17 protein-coding genes and 1 pseudogene are annotated in these 24,914 nt (G+C 44.1%); 9 read left to right on the plus strand and 9 right to left on the minus strand.

Translation table 11 applies throughout. The annotated features are described in order from the left end of the window. Positions 1–263: 263 nt before the first annotated feature. Both MC7420_RS17125 and MC7420_RS17130 read right to left on the minus strand, forming a co-directional pair. Positions 264–2,510 (minus strand): GumC family protein, encoded by a 2,247-nt coding sequence (locus MC7420_RS17125; protein ID WP_006102049.1) that lies wholly within the window; start codon positions 2,508–2,510, stop codon positions 264–266. A gap of 132 nt (positions 2,511–2,642) precedes the next feature. Further along, positions 2,643–3,992, minus strand: a complete 1,350-nt coding sequence (locus tag MC7420_RS17130; protein WP_006101878.1) for an SLBB domain-containing protein — start codon at positions 3,990–3,992, stop codon at positions 2,643–2,645. A gap of 659 nt (positions 3,993–4,651) precedes the next feature. Between MC7420_RS17130 and MC7420_RS17140 the strand changes: the two genes are divergently transcribed. Then, on the plus strand, positions 4,652–5,680 hold the full coding sequence (locus MC7420_RS17140; protein ID WP_157453205.1) for an O-antigen ligase family protein: 1,029 nt from the start codon (positions 4,652–4,654) through the stop codon (positions 5,678–5,680). A 125-nt stretch (positions 5,681–5,805) separates the two neighbouring features. On the opposite strand, the gene MC7420_RS35310 is transcribed toward MC7420_RS17140, so the two are convergent. From MC7420_RS35310 to MC7420_RS17155, 3 genes are all read right to left on the minus strand, one after another. After that, complete coding sequence (locus MC7420_RS35310) at positions 5,806–8,559, minus strand: DUF4114 domain-containing protein (RefSeq protein ID WP_052307492.1); 2,754 nt, start codon at positions 8,557–8,559, stop codon at positions 5,806–5,808. A 760-nt stretch (positions 8,560–9,319) separates the two neighbouring features. After that, positions 9,320–10,228: a class I SAM-dependent methyltransferase gene (locus MC7420_RS17150; RefSeq protein ID WP_006102050.1), complete on the minus strand. Its 909-nt coding sequence runs from the start codon at positions 10,226–10,228 to the stop codon at positions 9,320–9,322. A 620-nt stretch (positions 10,229–10,848) separates the two neighbouring features. Next, complete coding sequence (locus MC7420_RS17155; protein WP_006102060.1) at positions 10,849–12,297, minus strand: BNR-4 repeat-containing protein; 1,449 nt, start codon at positions 12,295–12,297, stop codon at positions 10,849–10,851. A gap of 384 nt (positions 12,298–12,681) precedes the next feature. Here MC7420_RS17155 and MC7420_RS17160 point away from each other — a divergent pair, with 384 nt between their 5' ends. The 3 genes and pseudogenes from MC7420_RS17160 to MC7420_RS17170 all read left to right on the plus strand — a co-directional run bounded on the left by MC7420_RS17160 (position 12,682) and on the right by MC7420_RS17170 (position 15,937). Then, entirely contained in the window at positions 12,682–13,518 is an 837-nt protein-coding gene (locus MC7420_RS17160; protein WP_006102032.1) for a WecB/TagA/CpsF family glycosyltransferase, read from the plus strand. A gap of 553 nt (positions 13,519–14,071) precedes the next feature. Next, positions 14,072–14,955, plus strand: a pseudogene (locus MC7420_RS43850) (metallopeptidase TldD-related protein); the annotation flags it as partial. A 184-nt stretch (positions 14,956–15,139) separates the two neighbouring features. After that, positions 15,140–15,937, plus strand: coding sequence for a DUF3153 domain-containing protein (locus MC7420_RS17170; RefSeq protein WP_198016481.1), 798 nt, complete (start codon positions 15,140–15,142; stop codon positions 15,935–15,937). A 125-nt stretch (positions 15,938–16,062) separates the two neighbouring features. Here the strand turns inward: MC7420_RS17170 and cobS are convergent, their stop codons facing one another. After that, complete coding sequence (gene cobS / locus MC7420_RS17175) at positions 16,063–16,860, minus strand: adenosylcobinamide-GDP ribazoletransferase (protein WP_071777229.1); 798 nt, start codon at positions 16,858–16,860, stop codon at positions 16,063–16,065. A gap of 394 nt (positions 16,861–17,254) precedes the next feature. Here cobS and MC7420_RS17180 point away from each other — a divergent pair, with 394 nt between their 5' ends. The 5 genes from MC7420_RS17180 to MC7420_RS17195 all read left to right on the plus strand — a co-directional run bounded on the left by MC7420_RS17180 (position 17,255) and on the right by MC7420_RS17195 (position 19,705). Continuing rightward, positions 17,255–17,707, plus strand: a complete 453-nt coding sequence (locus MC7420_RS17180) for a hypothetical protein (RefSeq protein WP_006102097.1) — start codon at positions 17,255–17,257, stop codon at positions 17,705–17,707. Positions 17,708–17,770: 63 nt separating this feature from the next. Continuing rightward, complete coding sequence (gene tgt / locus MC7420_RS17185) at positions 17,771–18,895, plus strand: tRNA guanosine(34) transglycosylase Tgt (protein WP_006101928.1); 1,125 nt, start codon at positions 17,771–17,773, stop codon at positions 18,893–18,895. Further along, entirely contained in the window at positions 18,874–19,002 is a 129-nt protein-coding gene (locus tag MC7420_RS43375; RefSeq protein ID WP_269546300.1) for a hypothetical protein, read from the plus strand. Before tgt ends, MC7420_RS43375 begins: the two co-directional genes overlap by 22 nt. 125 nt (positions 19,003–19,127) lie before the next feature. Next, positions 19,128–19,397 (plus strand): type II toxin-antitoxin system ParD family antitoxin, encoded by a 270-nt coding sequence (locus MC7420_RS17190; RefSeq protein WP_006101934.1) that lies wholly within the window; start codon positions 19,128–19,130, stop codon positions 19,395–19,397. Continuing rightward, positions 19,394–19,705, plus strand: a complete 312-nt coding sequence (locus MC7420_RS17195; protein WP_006101986.1) for a type II toxin-antitoxin system RelE/ParE family toxin — start codon at positions 19,394–19,396, stop codon at positions 19,703–19,705. The genes MC7420_RS17190 and MC7420_RS17195 overlap by 4 nt, the downstream gene beginning before the upstream one ends. 190 nt (positions 19,706–19,895) lie before the next feature. Here the strand turns inward: MC7420_RS17195 and MC7420_RS17200 are convergent, their stop codons facing one another. The 3 genes from MC7420_RS17200 to MC7420_RS35325 all read right to left on the minus strand — a co-directional run bounded on the left by MC7420_RS17200 (position 19,896) and on the right by MC7420_RS35325 (position 24,868). After that, a complete protein-coding gene (locus MC7420_RS17200) occupies positions 19,896–21,002 on the minus strand; it encodes a mechanosensitive ion channel family protein (RefSeq protein ID WP_006102071.1) in 1,107 nt (368 codons plus the stop codon). Positions 21,003–21,328: 326 nt separating this feature from the next. Then, positions 21,329–22,729: a hypothetical protein gene (locus tag MC7420_RS17205; protein ID WP_006101922.1), complete on the minus strand. Its 1,401-nt coding sequence runs from the start codon at positions 22,727–22,729 to the stop codon at positions 21,329–21,331. A 348-nt stretch (positions 22,730–23,077) separates the two neighbouring features. Further along, entirely contained in the window at positions 23,078–24,868 is a 1,791-nt protein-coding gene (locus MC7420_RS35325; RefSeq protein WP_006102019.1) for an ATP-binding protein, read from the minus strand. Between the last annotated feature and the right edge of the window lie 46 nt (positions 24,869–24,914).

Genomic DNA, 24,914 nt, shown 5'->3' on the forward strand with positions numbered 1-24,914 from the left:
AGAATCTTTATAAAAAGCTTTCAGTATCTTCACAAAAGCTTCATAGTAATCTGACCCACCTACCTTGCTGACACGGGACGTTGCTCTTGTCTAATTACAAGATCTTTGCGCTCGCGCTATTCTTACAATTATTATAGGGGTACAATTGGGTAGAATTTTTGAGGGGATAAGCGCTAAAGAAACTATTATGGAATCAGAGCCTGAGCCTGGGCATAGTATAGTACATCTGAATCGGGGGAACTCCAAAATAAAGTGGAATATAATCAATAATTCATGAACTCATCTTTCATTCCATTGGCAACGAACCCTAAAACGTAGGTTCTGGCAATCTTTAATCGATCTAAGGCTTTCATCATCAGGGAACGGTCAGTTTTCTCCATCCCCACCACAAGTATTGTTCCATCTACCTGAGCCGCCACCAAGTTAGAATCTCCTAGACCCAAAAGGGGTGGAGTATCATAGATAACGAAGTCAAACTGGGATGAAAATTGCTCCATGAGATACTGCATCTTATCAGAAGAAATTAACTTGATCGGGTCTGATAAACTCTGACCTGCTGTCAAAACAAAGCAGTTCTCATCTAAGGGGGATTTTTGGATAGCCTCCTGGATAGTTGAGTCAGCAGCAATGATTTCACTGAGTCCTCGCTCATTGGACAACTCTAGACGAATGTGAAGCTGAGGAGAACGTAAATTGGTATCAATGAGTAAGACGCGCTTACCAATTGTAGCGGCAGCTTTCGCCAGGTACAGCGCCACAGTTGTTTTGCCATCACCCGATATCGGTGAACAAATGGCTAAGGAGTGAATCGGCTGCTTAGAACTGAGTAAACAGATATTGGTATAGACAAAGCGAAAAGCTTCTATGAAGGGAGACATACTTTCGGGGTCAGTTTTCTCTCCATTGTTCAACCAACGGCGCGGCTTCGAGGTTTGAATTCCATTAGCCACCTGTGACACCTGTGCCAGTTGTGGTGATTTCTGGCGGAGTTGGGTCAGTTTTTTGGTCAAGGGAATCACGCCGAGGATAGGAAGTTGCGTGGCACGTTGGATTTCTTCAGGGGTATGGAAAACAGTATGAAGAATTTCTATCAAAAAACCCACCCCGATGCCCAACAGAACACTTAACACCACAGCTATGGCAAATGGTCGCTTGACTGATGTCACTTCTACAGGAACCAAATCACCTGCTGCATTACGCCACACATAGGGGGGATAAATCAGTTGCCAATGGAGTTCTTGCTGAGCCCCATCTAATCGCAGCGCTTCTCGTTTCTTGATAAAATCATTTAAGTTATCCGTAGCTACCGCTAACTTTCGCTCTAAATCCGTTATCTGGCGGGCAACCAAAGGTAACTGTCGTAGTTGTTGAGTCACCTGGTTTTCCGTTTGGAGAATAGTTTGGTAGTGTTTTTCAATTCCTTCAATTTCACCGACTAGATTTTCGAGAATATCTTGAGATTCTTGCTGCAACAATTGCTGCAAGTTTTGCTGCCGCTCACGCCATATCTTCATAGGTGGGCTATCTGTGCGAAATAGGGGAGATTGAGAAGTAATCTCAGCTTCTACCGTATGGAGTTCTCTGATTAGCGCACTGTAAGCTTCGGATTCCTGAGACAAAATGGCGGTTGCGTCGGCTTCACTGAACTGTTTTTGCAACGTTTTATAGAGGGAGTAGGTCTTCGCCAGTTCCGCTTCTGTCTCTAATCGCTCTCGACGAAGAAATATAGCCTGTCCGGTTAGAGCTTCGTCTGCGATACTAGGATTGAGCAGATTGTACTGCTGACGCAGGTTTTGTAGTTTACTTTGGATGGTATCAACTTGCTGTTGAAGATTAGGAAGTTGCGATTCAATAAATTCTAGACCTTGCTGAATACTTTTTTGGCGTTCTTTTAAGCTGTACTGAAGATAAGCTTTGCTAAGTGAGTATAATACAAATTCTATTTGTTTAGTATTTTTGTGTTGGTAGCGAATTTCTAAAATTTTTGTACCTTCTTGTTTGGCATCTTTTTCATAAGTTAGGCGAGAAATAGAAACTCCTCCTTGGAGAGAATTATAATCAATATTTGGATACCGAAATTGGATTTGCTCAACCACTGGCATAAGGATTTGTGGACTTTTCAAAACCCGAATCTGGCTTTCGTAATCCAACGTTGTCTTTTCTACCTGGATTCTTTGGATGTCTACCCCTTTATTTTGAGACAATAAAAATTGATCCCGGAACTGACCTTCAGCGGAGAGGGGTTCGACTAAGAGTTTAAATGAACCTTGATATACTGGAATAACCTGACGTTTCTTCCAAACAAGCCAAAAACCAGAGACTATGATCAAGATGAATGCCACAGATCCCATCACTAAGGCTCTGCGACGAAAAACGGCAAAAACCCAGGCTAAATCTACCGTCTGCCCACTATTCTCGTTCGATTCGCTGGGGTAGGCTTCAGACCAAGACCCAAGAAGTTTGTCATTCGTTTTGTTACTAAATACTGGTAGATTGTGTTGAGTATCCATCGACATCACCTACAAAATATATATTGGATGTTATAACCTTAAAAAGCTTATGCTATCTGTTCTAAAAAAATTTTGATCACATACAAGAAATGGATACTTATTTATTTTATATACCGACAATCCTAAATTACTCTAGTCAGAACTCCAGATGCCAAAGAAATCAACAATTCTCAAGACATCAAAAATCCGAGTGGAGGGTGCTAATGCTGTTCCGAATGTATCCGCAAACTTGGCGATACCAGAGCGACCAACGATAATAATGTCATTATTCTGGAGAACGGGGTTGCTTTGTTCATTGATGCCTTGGGCAAAATCAATTGGTACTGTGCGTTTGGCAACGGTGCCATCGGGATTCAGACGAATCAACTCTACTGAACTACTCCGCGCTCGGCTGTGGTTAAACCCACCAGCAGCGAGAATCCCCTGATTTAAAGGGGTATTAGGGGGAACTTGCACGATTCCAGGTTCTACTACTTCTCCGACTACACTCACTTGAATTGTATCGGGGGCAAAGTTAGCCCTTGCCAATTCAGTTAACTCTGTAGGATTGACTTCGGTCGCTGTGGGGACAATAATCGTATCTCCCTCTTGGATAACCGCGTCTTGAGTGAAATCGCCGACTTGCAAAAGTTGCCACAAATCCACGGGGATAACTTGTTCTGTACCTGCTTTGGTAACGCGGCGGATCTGAATTTGGCGAATATCTGCCATGGGTTTAATCCCGCCAGCCTGTTTGAGGGCTAGGGTAACGGTGGGAAAGCCTAGGGTTTCTTGAGAACGCTCTGGGTTTTCACCGACAACGGTATAGGTTCCAGGACGAGTAACTTCACCAACGACGGCAACAGTACGGGGGACATCCGGTGCCGGCGCAAAAGCAGTGGCGGCGATTTGTCGCATTTCTTGGAGAGTGGTTTGAGTAGCGGTGGGGACAAAAATCGTGTCTCCGTCTCGGACTACCAAGGCTTGATTCAGATTGCCTGTCTGCATCAGTTCCCAGAGATTGACCGTAAACACTTGTTCGGAACCTTGGTTTTGGCGACGCCGGATCTGCACTCGACGAATATCAGCAGATAGAGTAATGCCTCCAGCTTCTGCCAACGCCCGGGTTACCGTGGGCTGTAGTGGTCCCCTAGCAATTCCTGCTTCTCCTATCTGCACTAAGGGGTAGTGACCCGGGCTGTTGACTTCTCCAGAAACTGAAATACTAATGGGACGTGGTGTTAGAAGAATAACCGTAACGAGGGGTTGTTTAAGAAAACGACTGTACTGATTGGAGATAGTTTGTCTAGCTTGCTCTAAGGTTAATCCTTCTACTGATAGACTACCAATTAGAGGTAAAGTTAGCACCCCATCGGGTGGAATCTGGTATTCTCCACTAAACTGAGGAACTTCAAGGATATCGATGCGAATGGTATCGCCGCCGCCTAAGGTGTACGCCTCCTGAGAGGGTAGCGACTTGGCTGGCGGTTGAGGAAGCGGCATGTCTTCAAAATTTGGGAGCTGAGCAATACTAGGAAAGGAGAAGGTCAGAGTAACTGAGGTTGAGAGGGTTAGACCTGTTATGACTGACTGCGTCAGTTGTCGATATACCCAGAGCATACACCACTTAACTTCCTAAACTATATAGGTTTAATCTTATCTCGTTATCAGAGGGTTGTGGGAAAATCCCTACTTGCTATAAGATTCCTAAATAGGTTGTGGTAATTTTCCGAAATGTGAGCCTTGCTATACCTGGCTTTCAATCCGCTCACTTGTCACAACTCAATTTAGGGTTGCTATATGACTTTTCGTTGACGCTGAATCAAATCATATGAAAGAGCTAATTTTACATCCTTTAGTTCTCACACTGTTTCTCTCAGTGATTTTTGTCTATTTTGTCATAAGTTTCCAGCTTATTAGTAACAATAGTCAATGGGCGCAAACAGTTGAAAAGTTTTTTATCGTTTTATCTGTTTTAATTATCAGTGGCATGAACATTTCTTATATTGCTTTTACGACTCGATTCCATCCATCACAGCTTTATACTCCTGAATTAACTCTTCCCTATTTATTGATAAATATTAGCTTTTATTTGTTTTTTTTTATTAATTTATTCCCGAATCCATGTCAGAATAAAATATTTTGTAAATAGTTTATTGATTGTGTTGCTTCAAGTACCTTCTTTTGGTTTTTACTTAATCTTAATGCTTGTTGTTTCTTTAACTTCAGAAACGCCAATGCATACACTGAAAGCTACCCTTGTTTTCATTGCCGTAACCCTAGTATTTATTTATGTGGGTCAAGAATATACAATGAAAGAAATTTTTATTTTGTTAGTGTGGTATCATAGCGTTAATGTTCTCCTTAGTCTCTTCTTTGGGACAAGTAGCACTGATTGGACTGGAATTTATAGCCACAAAAACTTTTTTGGTGGGACAATGGCTTTAGCAGCAGTGGTGTTGTATCTCCAATCCGTTCGTGTTCCTAAGTATAGGCTGCTATTTCTTAGCTTGGCAGCATTAGGTGTTTTTTTGGTTCAGCAGTCCCATGGAGGGATGGCTAAGGTTGTATTAATTGTTTTAATTGCTTTGTTAATATTTCTCCGTTTTATTAGAAAGTTACCGCCGCGCTTAGCATTTTCCTCTATGGCATTATTTCTAGCTGTCGGTATTTCTTTTGTGATTTTGATAACGACAAATGCAGAATATATTATTGTAGAAAAACTAGGTAAAGATATGACGTTTACGGGACGAACTTACATATGGGAAAGTGTAGCAAAAGTCAATAAACGACCTTGGTTTGGCTATGGCTATGATGGCTTTTGGCAACCTTGGCGAGGTATTGATAACCCAGCTTACTTAGTCAGAGTAAATGATCACATGGTTGGCCATAGTCACAATGGTTTTTGGGAAATTAGATTAGAAGTCGGTTGGATAGGATTAGCCTTATTTGTACATTCATTTATTGTAAATATTTATTATGGAATTTTGCATTTGACTCGCAATAAAGCGCCGGAATCAGAGCTTTCATTACTAATTTTTACCTGGATAATAATTATAGCAGTTACAGAGGTTTATATTAGTCGAATAACTACACATTGGATTTTTTATGTCTTAATGACAACTCGGTTAGCGCTGAACCACGCAGGCAGTTCTAGACTGGATACCAAAAAACCAAACATGTTCAACTAAATTGTTCAGAATATAGCACTATGAGGATACGTTAGGACATCAGTTAATCCCAACAGGGAACGGGTAACAGGGAACAGTAGAAAATGTCCTAACCTGTCTTGGTAATGCTATATCTGTCGGTAAGTTTAAACAAAATTTACCTCAACAACCATATCATTAAAGTCATTATCGCCTCCAGCCCACTGATCCTCAAACCCAAAGGTATTATCCCCTAGCAGGCGGACATGATCTTTCCCATCCGGGTTAGCCACCATAAAGGTAAAATAAGCCATCACCTCTTGACCACTCTGATTATGGGGATTCTCTGCCAAAAATTCCTCGGCTGTGCCATCAGCGATAATAAAGGGAGCAACTAACATCCCAGCCGGGAGTCCAGCCTCGGTGTCCAACCGCTGACTAACCGCCGCCTCGGCATAACCGGGGTCACCAGGTAGCAGATCCCCAATCCGACCATCCAAGTCATCAATGACATAAAATCCAAAGCTATTATCATAGTCCGCGTCACTATTGACACCAAACACAGCCGGAATCATACCCGTTACCTGATCCCGCAAATCAATGATTTCTCCTTCTTGTCCTCCTTGTAACTGAGTTCCGACTACTGGCTGAGTCTGTGTGAGTTGAACCGTGAACACTAAGTCCTTAAAGTCTCCATCTTCCCCATCTTCCCACGCCAAGTTATAGTGGTTATCACCCAGTTCGGATACCTGTACAGGGTCAAACTGATCCCCATTAGCAGAGGTCAAGCCAAACAATACATTATCTGGAGTACCTCCCGCCGCTAACTCAGCCCTTACTGTATCCGTGGTACTATTTGTGACCAGGTAAAACCCAAATTCCTGACCCCCATTTACCCCAAATTGACGAGTAACGCTTAAATCGGGAAACGGATTACCAGGAAGTACTGAGAAAATAACTTGGGATTGGTTGAGGGCGGCTTCCAGATACCCGACTTCACCCGGAGCGATACCGTTAATACTACCGGACTGATCATCCACCCAAAAAATCCCAATTTCATTTACCGAATCCGTGTCAGTTGCGGTTAAATCAAATTGAAGTTGAACCTCATCCGAGTCCCCTTCAACCAGGAAAACATCCTCAGATGTACGACTCAGCGCGGGTTCCTGGATAAGTGAAGGGCTGGGTACAGGGGGCGTTATACTATCCGTGGTTACCTGGGCGGAAATAGCAGAGGAATCACCAATGTCGTTGATTGCCCTCAGGCGATAGTAATATGGCGTGTTCGACGTTAAGTCAGTATCCCGGTAACGGGTAGCATCAGCCGCCGTAGTCGCTACTACCGTCCAATTCTGTTGGTCGCGCGATCGCTCTATCTTAAATCCTGTCTCGTCATCACTATTATCCGTCCACGTCAGTTCCGTTTGGGTGGCTGAAATCGCTGTAACCATCAAGTCGCTAGGTGCATTCGGAAAAGTGCTTCGAGAAACACTGAGAACCGATCCCCCTGTCACCTCTGGATGGCGAGCTCTGGGAGCTGTTTGCACCGCACCCTCATTGTCGGTAAAGGGTTCTAAATCAGGGTCGAGCAGAACTGCATTTTCTGTGATCTTTCTGTCCTCAGGATTAGGATCGTTTGATTGAAAATTGCCACCGCCATCACTAAATACCGTACCTGTATGATGGTTAATATTCCAATCCTTACCTCCATTATTAGCCAAGTTATCAGCAGCTAGGGTGTTTTTGAGCGTCACATTGTCTCCACCTCCCCAGAATGCTCCCCCCATAAAGCCAGCATAATTATTCGCAACGGTTGTATTTGTTATGTTAGTGGGATTCGAGCCATTACCAAAAGTAATTGCACCACCTAAACCCCCCTGACCATCTGTTTTTTCAGCTCGATTCCCGTAGAAAATACTGTTGTCAATCGTAACAGGTGAAACTTCTCCAATCCATAAAGCACCACCTTGACTGTCTGACTGATTATAGGCAAAGGTGGTATGGCGAATTGTCAACTTGCCATTACCATGGCGTAGCCCTCCACCGAGACTATCTCCTTTGGCATTTTCTACAACCTGATTGTTAATAATTGTGCTATTCTCAACAATTACTTCGTCAGAGCCATAAACATATAGAAATAGTGATCCCCCTTGTCCAACACCTTTATTTTTCTCAAAGCGACTATTTAAAATCTCAATCTTACCACCAATCGGCACCTCATCGTTGATCTTTTCTGAGGCTCCATCCGTGAAGATTGCCCCCCCAGCATCTATTGAACTATTTTCAGTAAAGGTGGAGTTTTCTACTTTTAGATTAGTCCAGAGGATATTGATCGCTCCACCGTTCCTTCCTGTGTTGTTATTAAATTCACTATCAATGACAGTGAGAACGCCTGAACCCCCAACGGAAATTGCACCGCCACCCCGCTCACTTTTACCCGATTGGTTATTTGCTGAAGTACTATTACCTGTAAATTTTGAATTAACTATAGTACTAATACCGCGAAAACCAGCAAAAATTGCACCACCACCTTCACCGTTCGCGTGGTTGTTTTCAAATACACTATTGACTACGGTAAGTGTACTGCGACTGGCGGTGCGAAGTCCTGCTCCAGCACCGTCTTTCCCAACATTCTGAGTTTTGCCATTGGCAATAATCAGATTTTTCAGCGTAAAGTCTGAGTCATTTACAACATCAATAACCCGATATTGATTATTCCCACTAATCGTTAAACCTGGAGCGTTTTCCCCATCAATGGTTAGATGTTCATCAACCTCTAGCGAACCTGTGGTGAGGGTAATCATTTTGTTCGCCAGACTGGAGTCAAATTGAATCGTATCCCCTGCTTGGGCTTGTGAGATCGCAGCTCTCAGAGAACCCGCCCCACTGTCAGCAGCGCTTGTAACCGCAATAGTAGTCATAATTTCTATAGCATGCACCCGTTTTTTGCCAACTTAAATCTTTTCCTTGCCTAGGACATGAAATTTAACGTGAACTCTAGGTCAGGAAATTTTACACAGGGTTTCACGGTATTAGTGCATCATAAAGTTTGGGTTACTCCTCATAACCCATGAACAATGATGTGCATTAAACAGTGTCACAGAGTTGTCTTAAATCATGTCTCAAGTCGAGGGACTTGTTAAATATCTCCGAGTTGGACTAAACCCTGTGCATATTTTTTCTGTCTGTAGTAAAAATACTGAATTTAATAAACAACTGTCTACCCCAAAATAGATTCTTCATAGAATCTTTATCAAAAGCATTGCGTATCTTCACACAAGCTTCACAATAATTTGACCAAAGCTTCTGGATCACCAAATCATCACATCATGAAGATAACTCCCCTCCGGATATGACTGGGTAATAAGCAAGCATAAACCATTACCAATCAAGCTTTCAGGAGTTGTGATCTCCTCCAAGATGGAGAGCTATTGACAGATAATATCAATTCCGTAGCATACTCTCTGTTTATGCCACATTCAGCGCCCAACCACAGTCAGACCATTTTGGGGCGAGTCACACGATCGCTCTTTGTTGGGAGCATCCCAATTTGGCACGTTGCCTCTTTGAATGGGACTGAAACCTTTGCAATTGCGTTAGTTGAGATAATGCTTTGTCCAAAACGGGATGCTCCCTCTTTGTTTGCCTTCAGGTAGTCGATCCTGGTCGGAGAAGGAACATTTATAAATAGGGGTTTTTAGGAAGCTCAACGACTTTAAATCCTGCTGTTTTCAGATTACTCTGCAATTTTTGACTAGGTGGAGTTTTAAAAATCATAGCTGTTAATAGTCCACCATTGCTCAGACCAAGATAAGAACGTAAATCAGATAGAGCTATTTTCCGCTTGACTTTTTTAAATACTTGATTATCACTGACTGCCTTTTCATATTCAACGCCTTTTTGGTAAGAATCATGCAATACTTTAAATGCTAAAAATCCCAGATTAATCCCTAAAGCCGCTTTTTGAATTTCTCGTTCTGATATGCTATACACGTAGTTTCCACTCTCTTCAAAGCTATGTCGAGAAATGTCCTTACCCAGAATACCGGACACTAAATCTTTCAAGTTACGTAAAAAAATATAAATCAAACTTCCCCCAATAGTAGCATCCTTGGGTTCAGTCAAAATAACCCCTTTTTTAGCTACACGAATCATCTCATACAAGGCAATCATGGGTCTGGGAAAATGATGATAGGCTTCTTTGCAATAAACAAAGTCAAACTGATTGTCTTCAAAAGAAAGTTTTTCAGCATTTTCTTTAGAAAAATCATCAATAAACCCAAGCTCTTTTCCTTCTTTTAGCAGAACATCACTGATATCTGTCGCTAGAGCTTTTATACCATTTTTTTTTAAAAAATGTGCATCTGTACCATACCTGCCATCTCCAACTGTAAGCCAACTCGATTGAGGAAACTCATTAATTAAAGGCATCAAATGCAGCCTCATTCTCTGGTGACGCCATGCATCAACGGTGTCATCTCTCAACCAACTTTTGGCATGGTTAGATTTAGAACTGCCTGAGGCATAGTCATTAAAATGAGTCTCATGGCTTTGATAACTTTTTTCCTGAAAATCTTTAGACTTATTCATAAGCAAAATGGTAGTTGGCAATACCTGATAGAGAACTGTCGTGAGTCTATAAAATTGTTTTTTGGCTTCTTGGGCAAGCGCATTTTGTTGCCGATGATATCCGTGAAACGGAGTATAGCATTTTTACATGAGACATAAAAATGCCTCAGAGTTTTTCAGGTTAGAAAATCTGACTTGGAATGCTGATCTGTCAGGGATTACAGCTCATACCAGAGCGTAAAAGTCGAACGTCTTAGTTTTACATCCCAAATGTAAACGCTATATTGGTGGGGATGATAGATTCTGATGCTAACGAACATGAGTCCCCTGGATACTTGCGTGAATTACACCAGTCTCCCAATAGATCTAGGGTAGTCCTAAGTCCTTAGTCTCCCGACGCTCAGTCAGAGATCAGCGCTCTTGTGTCACTTTCGGAATAGCGAAGCCTGAAAACCTTACTCTGAGGGAGTTTTACAGTTTCCCCCTCAGGCATGAGTTTCTATCCGTTTCTGATCGCCCAAATGCTTGGCAGCCATAGCTTTCAGCAATCAGCTTTGATAGTTCTTTTCCCAGAGTGACAATAGAGCGTTAGAGTGGGAGATTTTTAGCCTCCCCCAAACCCCCACCACAAGTTTAAACTATCACGGAAACTTATTAACCTCTAATTCTGATAGTTTCAGTTGTTGGGGGGGTGTAATGTTTAAATTCACAATAGCAAAATTGTCAGAGATGTCAGCTACGAACCTCAGTTGACCCGTCTGACGTAGCCATCGACGGTCAACTGAGTGTAGAGACGCGGGTACTGTATACTCTTTTGGCTCTTGGTCGTACCCAATCATACGTCTGATGTCATCACCGCAAAAGGTAGTGATTACATCCCACTTGTCCACTACTGCTTTCGCTCCTCGGCAGGTCATCGGCATATCCACTATGGGTAACCACTCGCCATTGAAAATTCTCCACTGGGATTGTTTGTTCTTATCGCCTTTGTCAATGTTACGCCATGAGACGATTGGGGAGCCTGCTTCTGTCACTCCGACGCCGGTCTCATTGGCGAACCAATGCCGTTGGTGGGCAATATTGGCGGTTGAAACGCGCAAGGGGAGTGAGGAGATTTGGCTTCCGTCAGCCTTCCTCCACGTCTCACCCCCATCATCAGAGTAAGCGTAAACGACATGGGTGGCACTACTGGGTAAACTCGCATTATAGGAGTTGTCATTGTTAATGCTCGCCGTAAAGTGAAGCTGGTTGTTCTTGTCGAACCAGATATCGGTTGTCAGACCCTGATAGGCAGTGCCGTCTACTCCATTGTCCTCCCAGAAAAGGACTTTATTGCCGTCATTATTGGGAACAGGTGCTACACCGCCGAGCGCTTTCCAAAATTTGGTCTGGGTATTGTAGCGTGCTATACCTACACTGATTTTACCTGGCGTCCAATGGGAATCCGTTCTCGCCCATTGCCGTGCGACAAAGTAGAGTTCACCATTGTTGTCGGTGTCGAAAGAGTAAGACGAAAAACCAAGACCTGGAATTACCCGTTTTTGATCCTTGCCCAGAAATACGAACTTAGTGATGTCTTCTGGTTTTTCAGATACCCAATACATGCAGTCAGCGCTTTTGTAGGGTTCCGAAAGATGATCTATGTTGTCTTTAGGGAAGTGATGCATGTCGCCGGCGACATGAATGTAGCCATCCTTGTCGATTCCCAGGGAAAACTTGTTGTGTCCATCCTCACGCTGATGATAATTGGGATTTTTGACTAAGAATTCTACTTGCGCTTCTCCGTCTTTGATTTTTGCCACTCTGGGTCGATTGTCGTTGTCCGTCCAAATGGCGTAGGTAAACCCGTTGAATGTTGAAATCGCCGATCTGTAGTGATCGAAGTTGTATTTCCCAGTTGTTCCGCTAGGTGCCTGCCATTCGACCTCGTACTCCAGTTGTTCTTGGGATAGATCATACGTACTTACCGTTGATGTCACAGCATCCTGAGGCGCTAGCAGGCGGGTGGCTATGACTAGAATCGCGGTGGCGATGATTAGGACAAATGAGGGAAGGCGACTGGGTTGAGTTTTTCTGTGGCTCTTAGACATCGCAATTTCGTCCTGGCAAGTTTCCTGGTTAATCTTACATGCCCGGATTACAGGTGACAAGGAAAATGCCTCTCCCGTTTAAAAGTTCACATAAATTCGTAAAGATTATTTAACTAATATTGAGCAATTAATGGATTTACATTTCAATCTATGTATAACCATTGACATAGCTGAGCAATTAAAAGTAAATTGCTTCCCATAAAGGATTTTAGTCTCCAACCCAAAATAGTTTCACACCTAACTCCCCAGACTTATCGAGATAAGGCTAAACCCAAAAGTCTTTGACCGTGCGTCTGGCTCACTCCAGGTCTACAGAAACGGGGTTTTGGGACTTCGGGCGATAAAAATGCGAAACCCAGTTTGGGCAGCTATGAGGAAATAGGAATGAATACTCAAACGTTACCAGTGTCTCCCAGTCAAACCAGTGTCATCGGAATTGGTGTTCATCGGACAAGCTATGAGGAATGTACCGATCTGATTATTCAAAACGCTAAACGGCATCAATCGTGTACAGTAGCGGCAACGGATGTCCATAGCATGATGCGTGGTTATCTTGACCCCCAAGGTCATGGCTATCGCCTGAATAATTTTACGGTAGTCACCCCAGACGGTCAACCTGTACGCTGGGCGCTGAATCTGTTTCGCAAATCGGGAGAAAAATATCTGCGCGATCGCGTCCGGGGACCTGAACTTATGTTAAGGGTGTGCGAACGAGCAGCGGCTGAAGGCGTGAGTATTTTTCTCTATGGTTCCACCGAAGCGATTTTAGAGCAACTGCAAGTCAAGCTGACTGAAAAATTCCCTAACTTGAAAATCGCTGGTGCAATCTCTCCACCGTTTCGAGCATTAACTCCACAGGAAGATGCTGAGTACGTCCAAACCATTCGCCAATCCGGAGCAGGTATCCTTTTTGTTGGCTTAGGATGTCCAAAACAGGAAGAGTGGGCGTTTACTCATAGTCATCGATTGGATTGTCCGATACTTTGTGTCGGTGCTGCGTTTGATATGCACGCAGGTCAAGTTGACGAAGCTCCAATTTTAATGCAAACGTTCGGTTTAGAATGGCTCTATCGATTTATGCAAGAACCTGTTCGTCTTTGGAAGCGCTACCTCTTAATCAATCCGCTTTACCTCGTGCTTGTCGCTTTGCAGCTTTTCAAAATCTTGCCCCGCCAAAAAAAGCGTAATCGAATTGACTACCAAACCTCTCATATTATATGAATATTATATGAAAAGAGAAAGGCAACTCCATAAAGTGAGAGATTATCATTGAGTGATTCAACGCTGGAGCGGATTTTAAACCAAGCTACTCAGCAGGCGGAAGCAGCTGAGGTTTACCGGAAACTTGGGTCACAAGCCTCGTCCTTCGACAGGCTCAGGAACACCTTCTAGGACGGCTTTCACTAAGATTATCTCGAAATTATCCTGATATGCTGCTTATTCGTACTAAAATAACATTAGCGGTAAAGCGCACATAAAAAGCGAAGTTGGTAAGCGCGGATTATCTCTTGTATCCGGAACCCTGGTAGCAGAAATCCTAAATCTTGCAAAGTGAGAGACGTTGGAGCGAGAATTCGATAAATCTCGATACATTTAAAATCATGTAAGACCTGTGAAGGCATTGAAATACTGTGGGACACACAGGAATTTAAGCTTGAGGAGTGAGTTGAAAGGCTCAAGTATGCTCTGTAAGACCGAAGGGAAACTATTCAACTTGTTGAACGGACGAACTAAGGCAAGATCAGCCCAAGAATCACCGCACTTATAGGGCGGTGAGTGTCAATATTTGTCCAGTCAAGATACACCGATTACCTTTGAAAACAATCGTTTAAAATCCCTGCAAACCAAAGCCCGTGAGGGAATAGCGCTGCGACTTGTCTGTAATGGACGTCTGGGATTTGCCAGTTCTAGTGATTTGAGCCGCTTGGATGACTTAGTGTCTGCTGCGATACAAACTTCTGAAATTGGCGCTCCCGTCGAGTTTGAGTTTGCCAGTGATGTACAACTGACGACACCGACAAGCGATTTTCAGCCTCCACCTACCCAAGAATTGGTTGAGGTGGGACAAGAGTTAATTGAGCAGGTTCATGCTTATAACCCCGATATATTGGTGGATGTGGGGTTTCATATCCGCTCGAGTTCGGTGAAAATTGCCACCACGAGTAACGTTTGGACACAACGTAGCCGCCAAATCCTGAGTGCTAGTCTATCAGGGAACTTAGTTAAGGGGGAAGATTTTCTTCAGGCTTATAGCATCGACGTTGGGCGGCGCGAGGGGGATGTCAACCCAGTGGGAATGGTTTCCGGAGTGGGTTATCTCGTCCCATACCCGATTTAGTGAATCTGTGTATGATTCCAGGAAAGACAGCCATGCCAGATTTAATTGCTGGGATGAAAGAAGGGCTGATTGTCGATCAAGTGCTGGGTGCCGGTCAATCGAATCAGCTAGCAGGAGAGTTTTCCGTGAATCTGGATTTAGGTTACAAAGTTAAGAATGGGGAAATCGTGGGTCGGGTTAAGAATACGATGGTAGCGGGTAGTATTTTTGAGGCGTTTAAACGTCTGGTTGATTTAGGTGCGTCACCAGAATGGGTTGGCGGAAGTGCTTATCTACCTTGTTTGTTATTTGATCAGTTGAGTGTAAAAAGTAAAAAGTAAAAAGTAAATTGTAGGGGCGGGTTTAGCCGTTTAATGGTGATCCACACCGATAATCTATCAACAAAACCCGCCCTTATTAATAATAAAAAGAATGAATTAAAATATGGGTTAAATCCTATAATAACTGTACTGGTATTCGCAGGAATACAGCAAAAATACGATAAGAGAGAAAGGAGTAAAGTTGGTGAAGCCAGGATTGATAAATAAATTTTTGGTCGTTCGTTCGGTTCTCAGTCGCCTACGGATGATTGGGGTTGTTCTGCTGGTGTCATTACTCCTATCTGGCTGCGTTAAATATGATGTTTTAGTGAACGTCAAGGATGAAAACCACGGCGCGATTGTGCAGCAAATCCGCTTGGGAGAGCAACTGAGAAGTTTTAGTAATGCTCAAGCAACTGAATGGCTCAAAAGTATTGAACGACGTGCTAAGGAACTCCACGGAAAAACGACGCGCCGTTCTCAGCAAACACTTGTAGTCACAATTCCATTTAGTAATGGGCAGGAATTGACCACCAAGTTCAACCAATTTTTCAACCCCGTGAACCCAACGGCTAGGAAGGCTAAGGATAGGGGAACTGTTGATTTACCCAGTCTTGACTCGATATTAAGTTTGGATCAACGTAGCTTTTTTGTGGTGCAACGGAATCAGTTAAACTATGAACTGGATTTGCGATCGCTAGCCGTGCTTTCGGCAAATGGGAGTGTAATCGTTAGTCCGGGTTCGCTGTTGGATTTGCAGTTTAGTTTGCAGACTCCTTGGGGGGCAAACATTCTTGATTTAGGGGATAATACGATTACGCCCCAGATTTACGACGATGGACATCAGCTTGTGTGGACTCTGATACCGGGTCAACTTAATCGCCTAGGGGTGGTGTATTGGGTTCCTAGTCCTCTGGGAATCGGAACGATTGTAATTGTACTGTTGGTGTTGGGTGGTTTTTGGGTTAAGTATAAGTCATTTCCGGGAACATCAACGGCGTAAGTCACACATTTAAATTGGGTATAAGTAGTGAGCAAGATGCTCACACTACAAGGATTTCGTAATTCTTGACATTCAAGTTGAAATGCCGAAAAACTTAGAATGCCAGCAGCTTAGATTTCCCAGGCTCATAAAAATATTGTCAGTAAACAGAGCAATAAGGCTTCTGTCCATTCCACCACCGCCCCATAAGTATCCCCCGTATGTCCTCCCAACTGGCGGTAAAACCAGAAGCCGGTCAAAAGCGCGATCGCACATCCTCCTCCGGCGCTAATAACGGCTAACTCCAGACTATCTCTATTCATATTCATGAGTAGGGGTAAGCCACATACCCCCAGGAGTAAAAATGCCCCCCACAGACTATCAATCGGCACCCGAATCCCTTGTTGATGAAATGCGCCTTTCCCTGTGGCTTTGAGGTACGGATACATCGAAATCGCCACCACTTGTCCCCAGCGCCCCCATCCGGCTACACTAATCAAGGCAAACCAGCGATCGGTCTCAATATCCGTAAGCGCCGCCATTTTTAGTAAGAGTAGCGCGATCGCTGCCATCGCCCCAAATGCCCCAGTAACGCTATCTGCCATCACCTCCAGCCGCCGCTTCGGATCGGGTACCCCTAAGCCATCTGCCGTATCCATCACGCCATCTAGATGCAATCCTCCGGTGAGTGCTACCCAACTCACCACGATAATCCCACTTCGGGTCAAGTGGGGCATACCCCAGTGTTGCAACAGAGCGTCTAGCATAGCTAATAGAACGCCAATGAATAACCCAACCCCAGGTGCCCAACGGGCAATGCGCTCAAAGTCTAACCCCCAACTCATGGGAATGGGGATACAAGTATAAAAGGTGATAGCACCCAACCAAGACTGCCAGGACTTTTGCACCGCTTGCCACATCGATTGCACTCTAAACCACTTCATGGAGAATAATCTAATCTAGAGGGACACAGATGCAGGTAAGCCCGGAAGCACGGGGATACAGGTGTCACAGAGATATTGAGTGGCTCAGGATTTGGGTTCATAGTTTACTACACAGAAATTTACGTATATTGTCCGATGAATAGCGGGTGAATATTGGGATAGTATGGTTTAGTAACCCTACTGTAATACCCGTAACACTCAAGTATTTCAGATAATAATCCACTGGCACGAGCCCGTGGATAAATTTCTGATTCTTGATTGTCATAGCTTCTGACTTGCCTTTAGCTAGGCAGTCGCTAAAATCGAAGCATTAGGTTTTTCAGTCGGGTTTTACACGAATGCCAATACTCTTTGCAAGGCAATATCAGCCCCTTATGCATCATAGGCTTTACCCATGAGTTATCATCAACCTCCACGCCGACTTCCCGCTCCTTGTATCATTGATACGGGCATTATTATCAATAAGCAGGACATGGGACGCCTACTCACTGATTTGGGTCGCGTCCGCTATATTCACACCATCGATAGCAACAAGCAAAGTGAGGGAGAAGGATATGTGCTGGAAGTCTTTGCCGATTCCCGCCGTTCTACCCTGATTGCGAATCAAGCTATCTACATCAATGTCCAGAGTTTTGATTACTTGCAACTGCATCAGACACCGGAAAAGCAGGCTTATTTCGATTTAGTCCAAGATAACCGTCGGCTAAGGCTGATTCCCTTATCCAACCCTTTACATGAGCAATCGGTGGAAACCCTCAACGCCGAAGCCCTGGAAGCCATGGTTACCCAGGTACTCAATGCCCGGTGGGATGTACAAATTGATGATGAGGGGGAATGCCCGTTCTAATCCGCACATAAAAGAGATGATGAGCCACAATAATCAAAGCACGATCATGAACCCTTAACCGCATTGGCTCAAACATACAATTCATTTTCCTTTCAATGTCAGGCATGGTGCAGCCAAACCAAGGCACGCGCCGGATTACTGCACAGTCCCCATGGTCTGATTGAAACGCCCCGGTTTATGCCCGTGGGTACTTTGGCAACGGTCAAAACTCTAACTCCTGCCCAGTTAGAAGCAGCACAAGCCCAAATTATTCTTGCCAATACCTATCATCTGCACTTACAACCCGGAGAAGCGATTGTCCAGCAAGCGGGAGGACTGCATCACTTTATGGGTTGGCAGCGCCCAATTTTGACGGATTCGGGCGGCTTTCAAGTTTTTAGCTTAAGTAAATTGCGACAAATTAGCGAAGAAGGTGTGGTTTTTCGTTCGCCTCGGGATGGACGGTTAATTAATCTCACCCCAGAACGGTCTATTGCTATCCAAAATGCGCTAGGGGCGGACATTATTATGGCATTTGATGAATGTCCGCCGTATCCAGCAAGTCGGGCGGAGATTGAGGCGTCCTTGGAGAGAACCGATCGCTGGCTGAAGCGCTGTATCAATGCTCACACTCGTGCGGATCAGCAAGCTTTATTTGGTATTGTTCAGGGCGGTGTGTATCTGGATTTGCGTCGTCAGGCGGCTGAGTCGTTGGTGTCTTTGGATTTACCGGGGTATGCCATTGGTGGGGTGAGTGTGGGGGAACCGGTGGACTTGATCCATGACATCGTGGCGGCGACGGCACCGTATTTACCCATTGATAAGCCGCGTTATCTTATGGGGGTGGGGACATATCGAGAAATGGCACGGGCGATCGCATCAGGTGTGGATTTATTTGATTGTGTGATTCCCACGCGCTTAGGTCGTCATGGGGCGGCGTTGGTTCAGGGGGAACGCTGGAATTTGAAAAATGCTCGGTTTCGGGAGGATTTTTCGGCGTTGGATTCGACTTGTCCCTGTTATTGCTGTCAGAACTTTAGCCGCGCCTACTTAAGTCATCTGGTGCGATCGCGGGAAGTTTTGGGCTTTATGTTAATCTCCCTGCATAATGTGACAGAGTTGATTCGCTTTACCCAAAGTATTCGAGAGGCGATTTTACGGGATACTTTTACCACAGATTTTGCGAGATGGCTAGTGCAGCGGGCATAAAAATACTTGAGCAGCTTCGTAGATACGATGAAGCAGGGGAAGCAGAGGGAGCAGGGGAAGCTGGGGGAGATATTAGCTGTTCAGTTATTTCTGCCTTCTTGCGCTAGTCCGGTCACCACCGCAAAGTATGACCGCCGGGGGGAGGAGGCGAAACGACGGGCGGCGCAGCGTTTGGAATTTTAGTTCTAGAACTAGAATAGGAAGATCATTAACACGATATAGGGTAAAGTCAATGAATGTGTCTTTAACTCCAGAACTTGAGCAGTTTCTTCAACGCCAAGTAGAGGGCGGGAAATACAAATCACCGGAGGAGGTTATCCTGGCTGCACTTAGGGCGTTTGCTGAACGGGAACGTATCTATAAGGGGCGCTTTGAGGAATTGAGGGGGGAAATTATGGTTGGAGTTGAAGCGTCGAAACGGGGAGAGGTGGTTGATGGTGAGACGGTTTTTAGCCAACTCGAACAGAAGCTGCTTTTACGTCGTTCTCAAGAGGGTGAATGAGTAATATTTGCCAATTTACTGTTCCAGCTAGTCGAGATATTGAAAGTATTATCGACTATGTTGCTGATAAGAGTAGTTTGGGTGCAGCGGAGCGTTTACTTAAGAAGATTAATCAAAAGTGTCGGACGTTGGCTAGTTTTCCGAACATGGGGCGGAGGCGAGATGAGCTTTTACCTTCGTTGCGAAGCTTTCCTGTTGATGATTATTTAATTTTTTATCAACCAATTGAGAATGGGATTGAGATTTTGCGGGTTGTTAGTGGCTATCGAGATTTAGAGGCGCTGTTCTCAGATGAAGATGGGGAGTAAGAAACTGAAATATGCCTCCAAATTAAGCCGAAACCTATATTTGCGGATTGTTTACACAAATATAGGTTTTTGTCCATAGTCCAATTATGACTGTAATATCATGTCCGGCAAATCACCCATAATAAAAACCTCTCCCTCTAACTCCCTCACCCCCTCCTCTGCCTTCTGCTATATTACGCCAACCAACGGCTTAGGGTTTGCCATCAGCAACCAAAGCACTTAAAGAATCGCTAATTTCTCCGGTGTTGAGATTCCCAAAATAGGTGACTTGGGTGGGGTAAGCAAACTCAATCTGACGCGCTTCAAATTCCTGTTTAAGCTGTAAATTAAGCTGCTGCTGGATATCCATATAGAGGTTGTAATCACTGCTTAAAACGTAATAAACCACCTCAAAGTTCAAGCTAAAATCCCCATAATCGCTAAAATGCGCTCGGTCAAAAGTGGTATTATCTAGATTTTCCACAATACCTTGGACAATTTCGGGGATGAGCTGGAGCTTTTCTTGAGACGTTTCATACAGCACGCCAAACTTAAATGCTACCCGTCGTTTGGGCATCCGCTTATAGTTGCGAATCCGCGAACTGGTTAAATCGGTGTTGGCAAAAATGAGTTGTTCTCCACTTAAACTCCGCAGACGAGTCGTTTTAATACCAATATGTTCGACTGAACCGAGGAAATCGCCAACAATGATAAAATCTCCCAATTCAAAGGGACGGTCAAAGAGGATAGAGAAGTAGCTGAATAAATCCTGGAGAAAGCCTTGAGACGCTAAAGCAATCGCCACACCGCCAATGCCTAATCCAGCCACAACAGCGGAGATATCAAAACCCAGATTATCTAACAAAAAGACAATTCCCAGCGCCCAAATTGCAATTCGAGCCGCCGGAATTAACGCATCAAGCGCCTGTTGCACCGTTTCACTTTGGCGGCGAGTTAGCCAATATAGCCGGAAACCGTATTCCACCAGGGAAACCAAGAGGCGAATCCCTAGAATCGTGGCAACAATTAACGTCAAAGCGTCAATCACCTGATCCAGAATTGGATGTAAGGTGAGATTCGCGATCGCCACATAAAACGTGCCAACGTAAAGGATAGGAATCACGGCTCGTTCAATCATCTGGATCAGGGAATCATCCAACTGAGTTGTCGTTTTCGCCGCCCAGCGTTTGAGCCGTCCTACAATCACTTGGCGGAGAATTTTGATCAGAAAAATTCCCACAACCAAGATGATCAAGGCGATGAGATAGTCTATGACTTGATTGTATAAAAACGTAACCTGTAAGAAATCTGACGTCATGAACTCCTTAAGCGAATTATACTGAATCCCTATCAGGATTGATGGTTTTTCTCAATCATACATCAATCCTAAGACATAAATTTGGTGAAGTTTGAAGTTTGGAGTTTGTAGTAAGGGCTTTAGCCCGTTATAAGTAGTGGCGTAGTACATAAGCTGTCATGCAATTAAATTGGGTAAGCTGTCACGCATTTAAATTGGGAATGGGTAGCGAGCAAGATGCAAAGCCTGCGGCATGGCTTCGCTTAACGCACTACAAGGATTTCGCAATTCTTGACATTATGGTTTAAATGCCGAACAGCTTATTAGTAACGAGCCAGACTACAAACTTATCGAATTTCCCCCCGCCAATTCATTTCCTGTTGGGCTGAGTTTCCCGCAAAGGAACGAGTAGCCACTAACTCAATTTCGATCGCAACTCCAGGACGTAGGTATTCAGCTTCTATGGGGAGTTTGCCGATTTCTAGCGTGTAGCGGTTGTTATGGCGAGTGACAAGTTCCGCCGGAATAATTCCTTCATACCGGGTTCTGTAATTATAGAAGCGACGGAAGCGATCGCCTGAATTGGCAGTACGATATTTTAACCAGAATTGGGTGTCTAACAAGTCGGACTTTCCGGCTAAGTCCACCACACTAAAGGTTAACGCTGAACGATTTCCGGCAAAATCTGCCCGGGTAAGCTGGGTGGCTTCCCGTTCCAGTAACGCATTGGTGACGACAAACCTTGTCACATCCCCCTGTTGTGACATTGTGCCATCAAACCAGACTTCTTTGGGCAAAGATACATCGATGCGTTGATCAGATTTAAGACTCAGGGATATCGGTTGATTATAAAAATCGGTAATCGCCCGGTCTGCATTCCAGACTAATTCAAAAGACCGTTCTAAGCGTCCAACAAACTCCCGATACTGGTTGGCAATAATTGAATTAGGTGCGAGTAAAGCGGTTGCACTACTACGAGTTTGCCATTGATTCACAGAGAGTGCGATCGCGCCGTTTTGCAGTTGAGGTAGAGTAACCGTAGCGGTGGGTTTGTCTGGGGGTAAGGCTTCAGTACGATTAATTAATGTCAGCGTTCCCATGCTTCCGTCTTTTCCGTCTTGACCATCTCGACCATCTCGACCATCATCACCCTCTTCACACTCGAATCGCTCAGTTTCACAGTCTTCTTCACCATTGTCTGACTTTTTGGTACAGGTTTCTATCTCCCAACTGCGGTCATCACAGTCACAGCCATCACCCCCATCAGCGCCGCGTCCAGAACGTCCTCCACGTCCGCCCTGGGAACGCACATAGATTTGTTTCAAATCCTCTCGATTCGTATAATAAACTGTCAACGACCCGCCATCCCCACCATCTCCACCATTTCCACCATTTCCACCATCGCCCCCATCTGCGGCTTGCAGATCATAATCCACCTTTCGCGGCTGTCGGGAACAATTTCCATCCTCACCCCGTTGTCCATTATTGCCATCACCACCATTTCCTCCCGACAACTCTAGATTAATTGGAGAACCATCCACAAAAATTGTCCGATTTTCCCCATCTCTTCCCCGTCTCCCCGCACGTCCATCTGTACCATCTGTACCATCTTGTCCAAAGTCTCGTTCTGGATGACGACTCCACGCAACTAAGGGACAGAAGAGGGAGTTTGAGGTGTGAGGAAAAACAAAGGAGAATGTCAGAGTTAGTAGAATGAGTGATAGCTTCCCAGAGACATGCATTAGCATCGATAGAATTCTGCAATCTGGGGAAAAAATTCCCTAGTCAAGGGATGACTGAGGTGTGGGGAGATTGGTTCCGGAAAGTATTGACCCTTCACGACCTTCGAGGAAACCGGATTTGTAGGGGCGGGTTTAGGGACTACTGTTGATTGTTTTCCCTAACTTGGCTACAAAACCCGCCCTTTTTTAATCGTGCTATTCCCTATTACCTATTCCCTATTCCCTGACAAATGACAAATGACGAATGACAAATGACGAATGACAAATGACGAATGACAAATGACGAATGACAAATGACGAATGACAAATGACAAATGACGAATGACAAATGACAAATGACAAATGACGCTCTACCTAATGAATCACAGGTAACTCAATTTCAAAGGTTGTTCCTTCACCTTCGACTGAATGACAGTGGATTTTACCGCCATGTTTCTCCACCACAATTTTATAGCTAACTGATAACCCTAATCCTACGGCTGTTCCCACAGATTTGGTCGTGAAAAATGGGTCAAAAATTTCTTGTTGTACTTCCTGACTCATGCCACAACCATTATCAGTAATGCGAATCATTACAACATCTCGTGTTTTTTGAGATGTGTTGACTGTTAATCCGGCGCTGCGCTCAAGGACATGAATTTGACTATTCACTTCTTCCTCACCTTCTCTATCTCCTTCATTTCCTCCTCTGATCATTTCCCCCTCTCCTTCCTCTCCAACTTGGGGTGAAACCGGGCGACTGATCAATCTGGTGTCAATGGTAATAATACCCGGTAATTTCTTCATATCTATCGCATCAATAGCATTGTTCAATATATGAATAAACACCTGATTCAACTGACTAGCATAACCCATTAAACTAGGCAAATTATCATGGTTTTGAATTACCCGAATCTCTGGCTTTTTCCCTTGGGGCTTGAGCCGATGCTGTACCAGTAATAAGGTTGAATTAATCATTTCCTGGATGTCAATCATCCTTTGATCCAGTTCATCCAATGTCGAGAAATTCCGCAGCGCTTGCAGCGATAGCGTGACATCCATTAGACGTTCCGCACCTATATGAATCGAGTTAAACATTTTTTGCCAATCTTGGGCAATAAACTCTAAATCAATCTGTTCTAGTAACTGCTGAATTTCTAACGTAGGTTTAGGACAAGCTTGCTGATAGAGGTGCAGCAGGTCGATCAGATCGCGGAAATATGATCGACCTAGAACAATATTGCCACAAATCCAGGTGATCGGATTATTGAACTCCTGAATTAATGCTGTTGCCATGCGCCCTAGGCTAGATAATTTCTCAGATTGAATCAGTTTAAATTGGGTTGTTTTTAACTCCGCCAATGCCTGTTCTAATTGAACATTAGCTGCCTCTATCTGAATAGAATTGCTAATATCTTGAAACACCAAAACTGCCCCAATTACCTTATCTTGTTTATCGTGAATGGGTGTTACAGTACCGCCAATGGGAATCCTTTTAGTTTGTCTGGAAATCAAGAGACTATCTTTGGGTATTGAAAAGGGAAAATTGTTTTCCATCGCTGTTCTTAACGGCAGGTTTACCGATTGCCTTGTGTTTTGAGTAAAAAGTTTAAACACCTCACTTAAATCTTGATCAATTGCCTCAACGAACTGCCATCCCGTAAACATTTGTGCAACTTCGTTGAGAAAGCGAATGTGACATTGAGTATCCGTGACAATCACACCATCCCCCATTTCGCGGAGAATCGTGGTTAGTAATTGTTCGCGGGAATAGCGATGTAAGGCAATATCAATCGTGACAAATAATTCCCGTTCTTTAATCGGTTTTAAAATGTAACCAAAGGGATACGATACTTTGACTCGTTCTAATGTATTCAGATCAGAATGTCCGGTGACATAAATCACGGGAATTGAAAGACGTTCCCAAATAACCTGTGCTGCTTCAATTCCATCCATATTTCCCTGGAGGAAAATATCCATTAACACTAAGTTAGGACGGAGGGTTGTCGCCCTTTCCACTGCCTTCTCTCCCGATGTCGCGATCGCGCAAACACAATGCCCAAATAATTCCAACTGTTCTTTCAGGTTGATGGCGATAATTCGCTCATCTTCGACGACGAGAATATTTATCAGTTTTTCAGAGATGTTGTTGGCTAATGTTTTCATGATCACAACGAAAATTAAATGAATTATTTAGGGCAATAAACCATTG

It is taken from the genome of Coleofasciculus chthonoplastes PCC 7420 (genome assembly GCF_000155555.1).
In the GTDB taxonomy this organism is placed as follows: domain Bacteria; phylum Cyanobacteriota; class Cyanobacteriia; order Cyanobacteriales; family Coleofasciculaceae; genus Coleofasciculus; species Coleofasciculus chthonoplastes_A.

What these genes read in the sequence shown, in the direction of transcription:
- MC7420_RS17125 (WP_006102049.1), bottom strand. Translation starts at nt 2,510, where the DNA reads ATGGATACTCAACACAATCTACCAGTATTTAGTAACAAAACGAATGAC.
- MC7420_RS17130 (WP_006101878.1), bottom strand. Translation starts at nt 3,992, where the DNA reads ATGCCGCTTCCTCAACCGCCAGCCAAGTCGCTACCCTCTCAGGAGGCG.
- MC7420_RS35310 (WP_052307492.1), bottom strand. Translation starts at nt 8,559, where the DNA reads ATGACTACTATTGCGGTTACAAGCGCTGCTGACAGTGGGGCGGGTTCT.
- MC7420_RS17150 (WP_006102050.1), bottom strand. Translation starts at nt 10,228, where the DNA reads ATGAATAAGTCTAAAGATTTTCAGGAAAAAAGTTATCAAAGCCATGAG.
- MC7420_RS17155 (WP_006102060.1), bottom strand. Translation starts at nt 12,297, where the DNA reads ATGTCTAAGAGCCACAGAAAAACTCAACCCAGTCGCCTTCCCTCATTT.
- MC7420_RS17160 (WP_006102032.1), top strand. Translation starts at nt 12,682, where the DNA reads ATGAATACTCAAACGTTACCAGTGTCTCCCAGTCAAACCAGTGTCATC.
- cobS (WP_071777229.1), bottom strand. Translation starts at nt 16,860, where the DNA reads ATGAAGTGGTTTAGAGTGCAATCGATGTGGCAAGCGGTGCAAAAGTCC.
- MC7420_RS17180 (WP_006102097.1), top strand. Translation starts at nt 17,255, where the DNA reads ATGAGTTATCATCAACCTCCACGCCGACTTCCCGCTCCTTGTATCATT.
- MC7420_RS43375 (WP_269546300.1), top strand. Translation starts at nt 18,874, where the DNA reads ATGGCTAGTGCAGCGGGCATAAAAATACTTGAGCAGCTTCGTAGATAC.
- MC7420_RS17190 (WP_006101934.1), top strand. Translation starts at nt 19,128, where the DNA reads ATGAATGTGTCTTTAACTCCAGAACTTGAGCAGTTTCTTCAACGCCAA.
- MC7420_RS17195 (WP_006101986.1), top strand. Translation starts at nt 19,394, where the DNA reads ATGAGTAATATTTGCCAATTTACTGTTCCAGCTAGTCGAGATATTGAA.
- MC7420_RS17200 (WP_006102071.1), bottom strand. Translation starts at nt 21,002, where the DNA reads ATGACGTCAGATTTCTTACAGGTTACGTTTTTATACAATCAAGTCATA.
- MC7420_RS17205 (WP_006101922.1), bottom strand. Translation starts at nt 22,729, where the DNA reads ATGCTAATGCATGTCTCTGGGAAGCTATCACTCATTCTACTAACTCTG.
- MC7420_RS35325 (WP_006102019.1), bottom strand. Translation starts at nt 24,868, where the DNA reads ATGAAAACATTAGCCAACAACATCTCTGAAAAACTGATAAATATTCTC.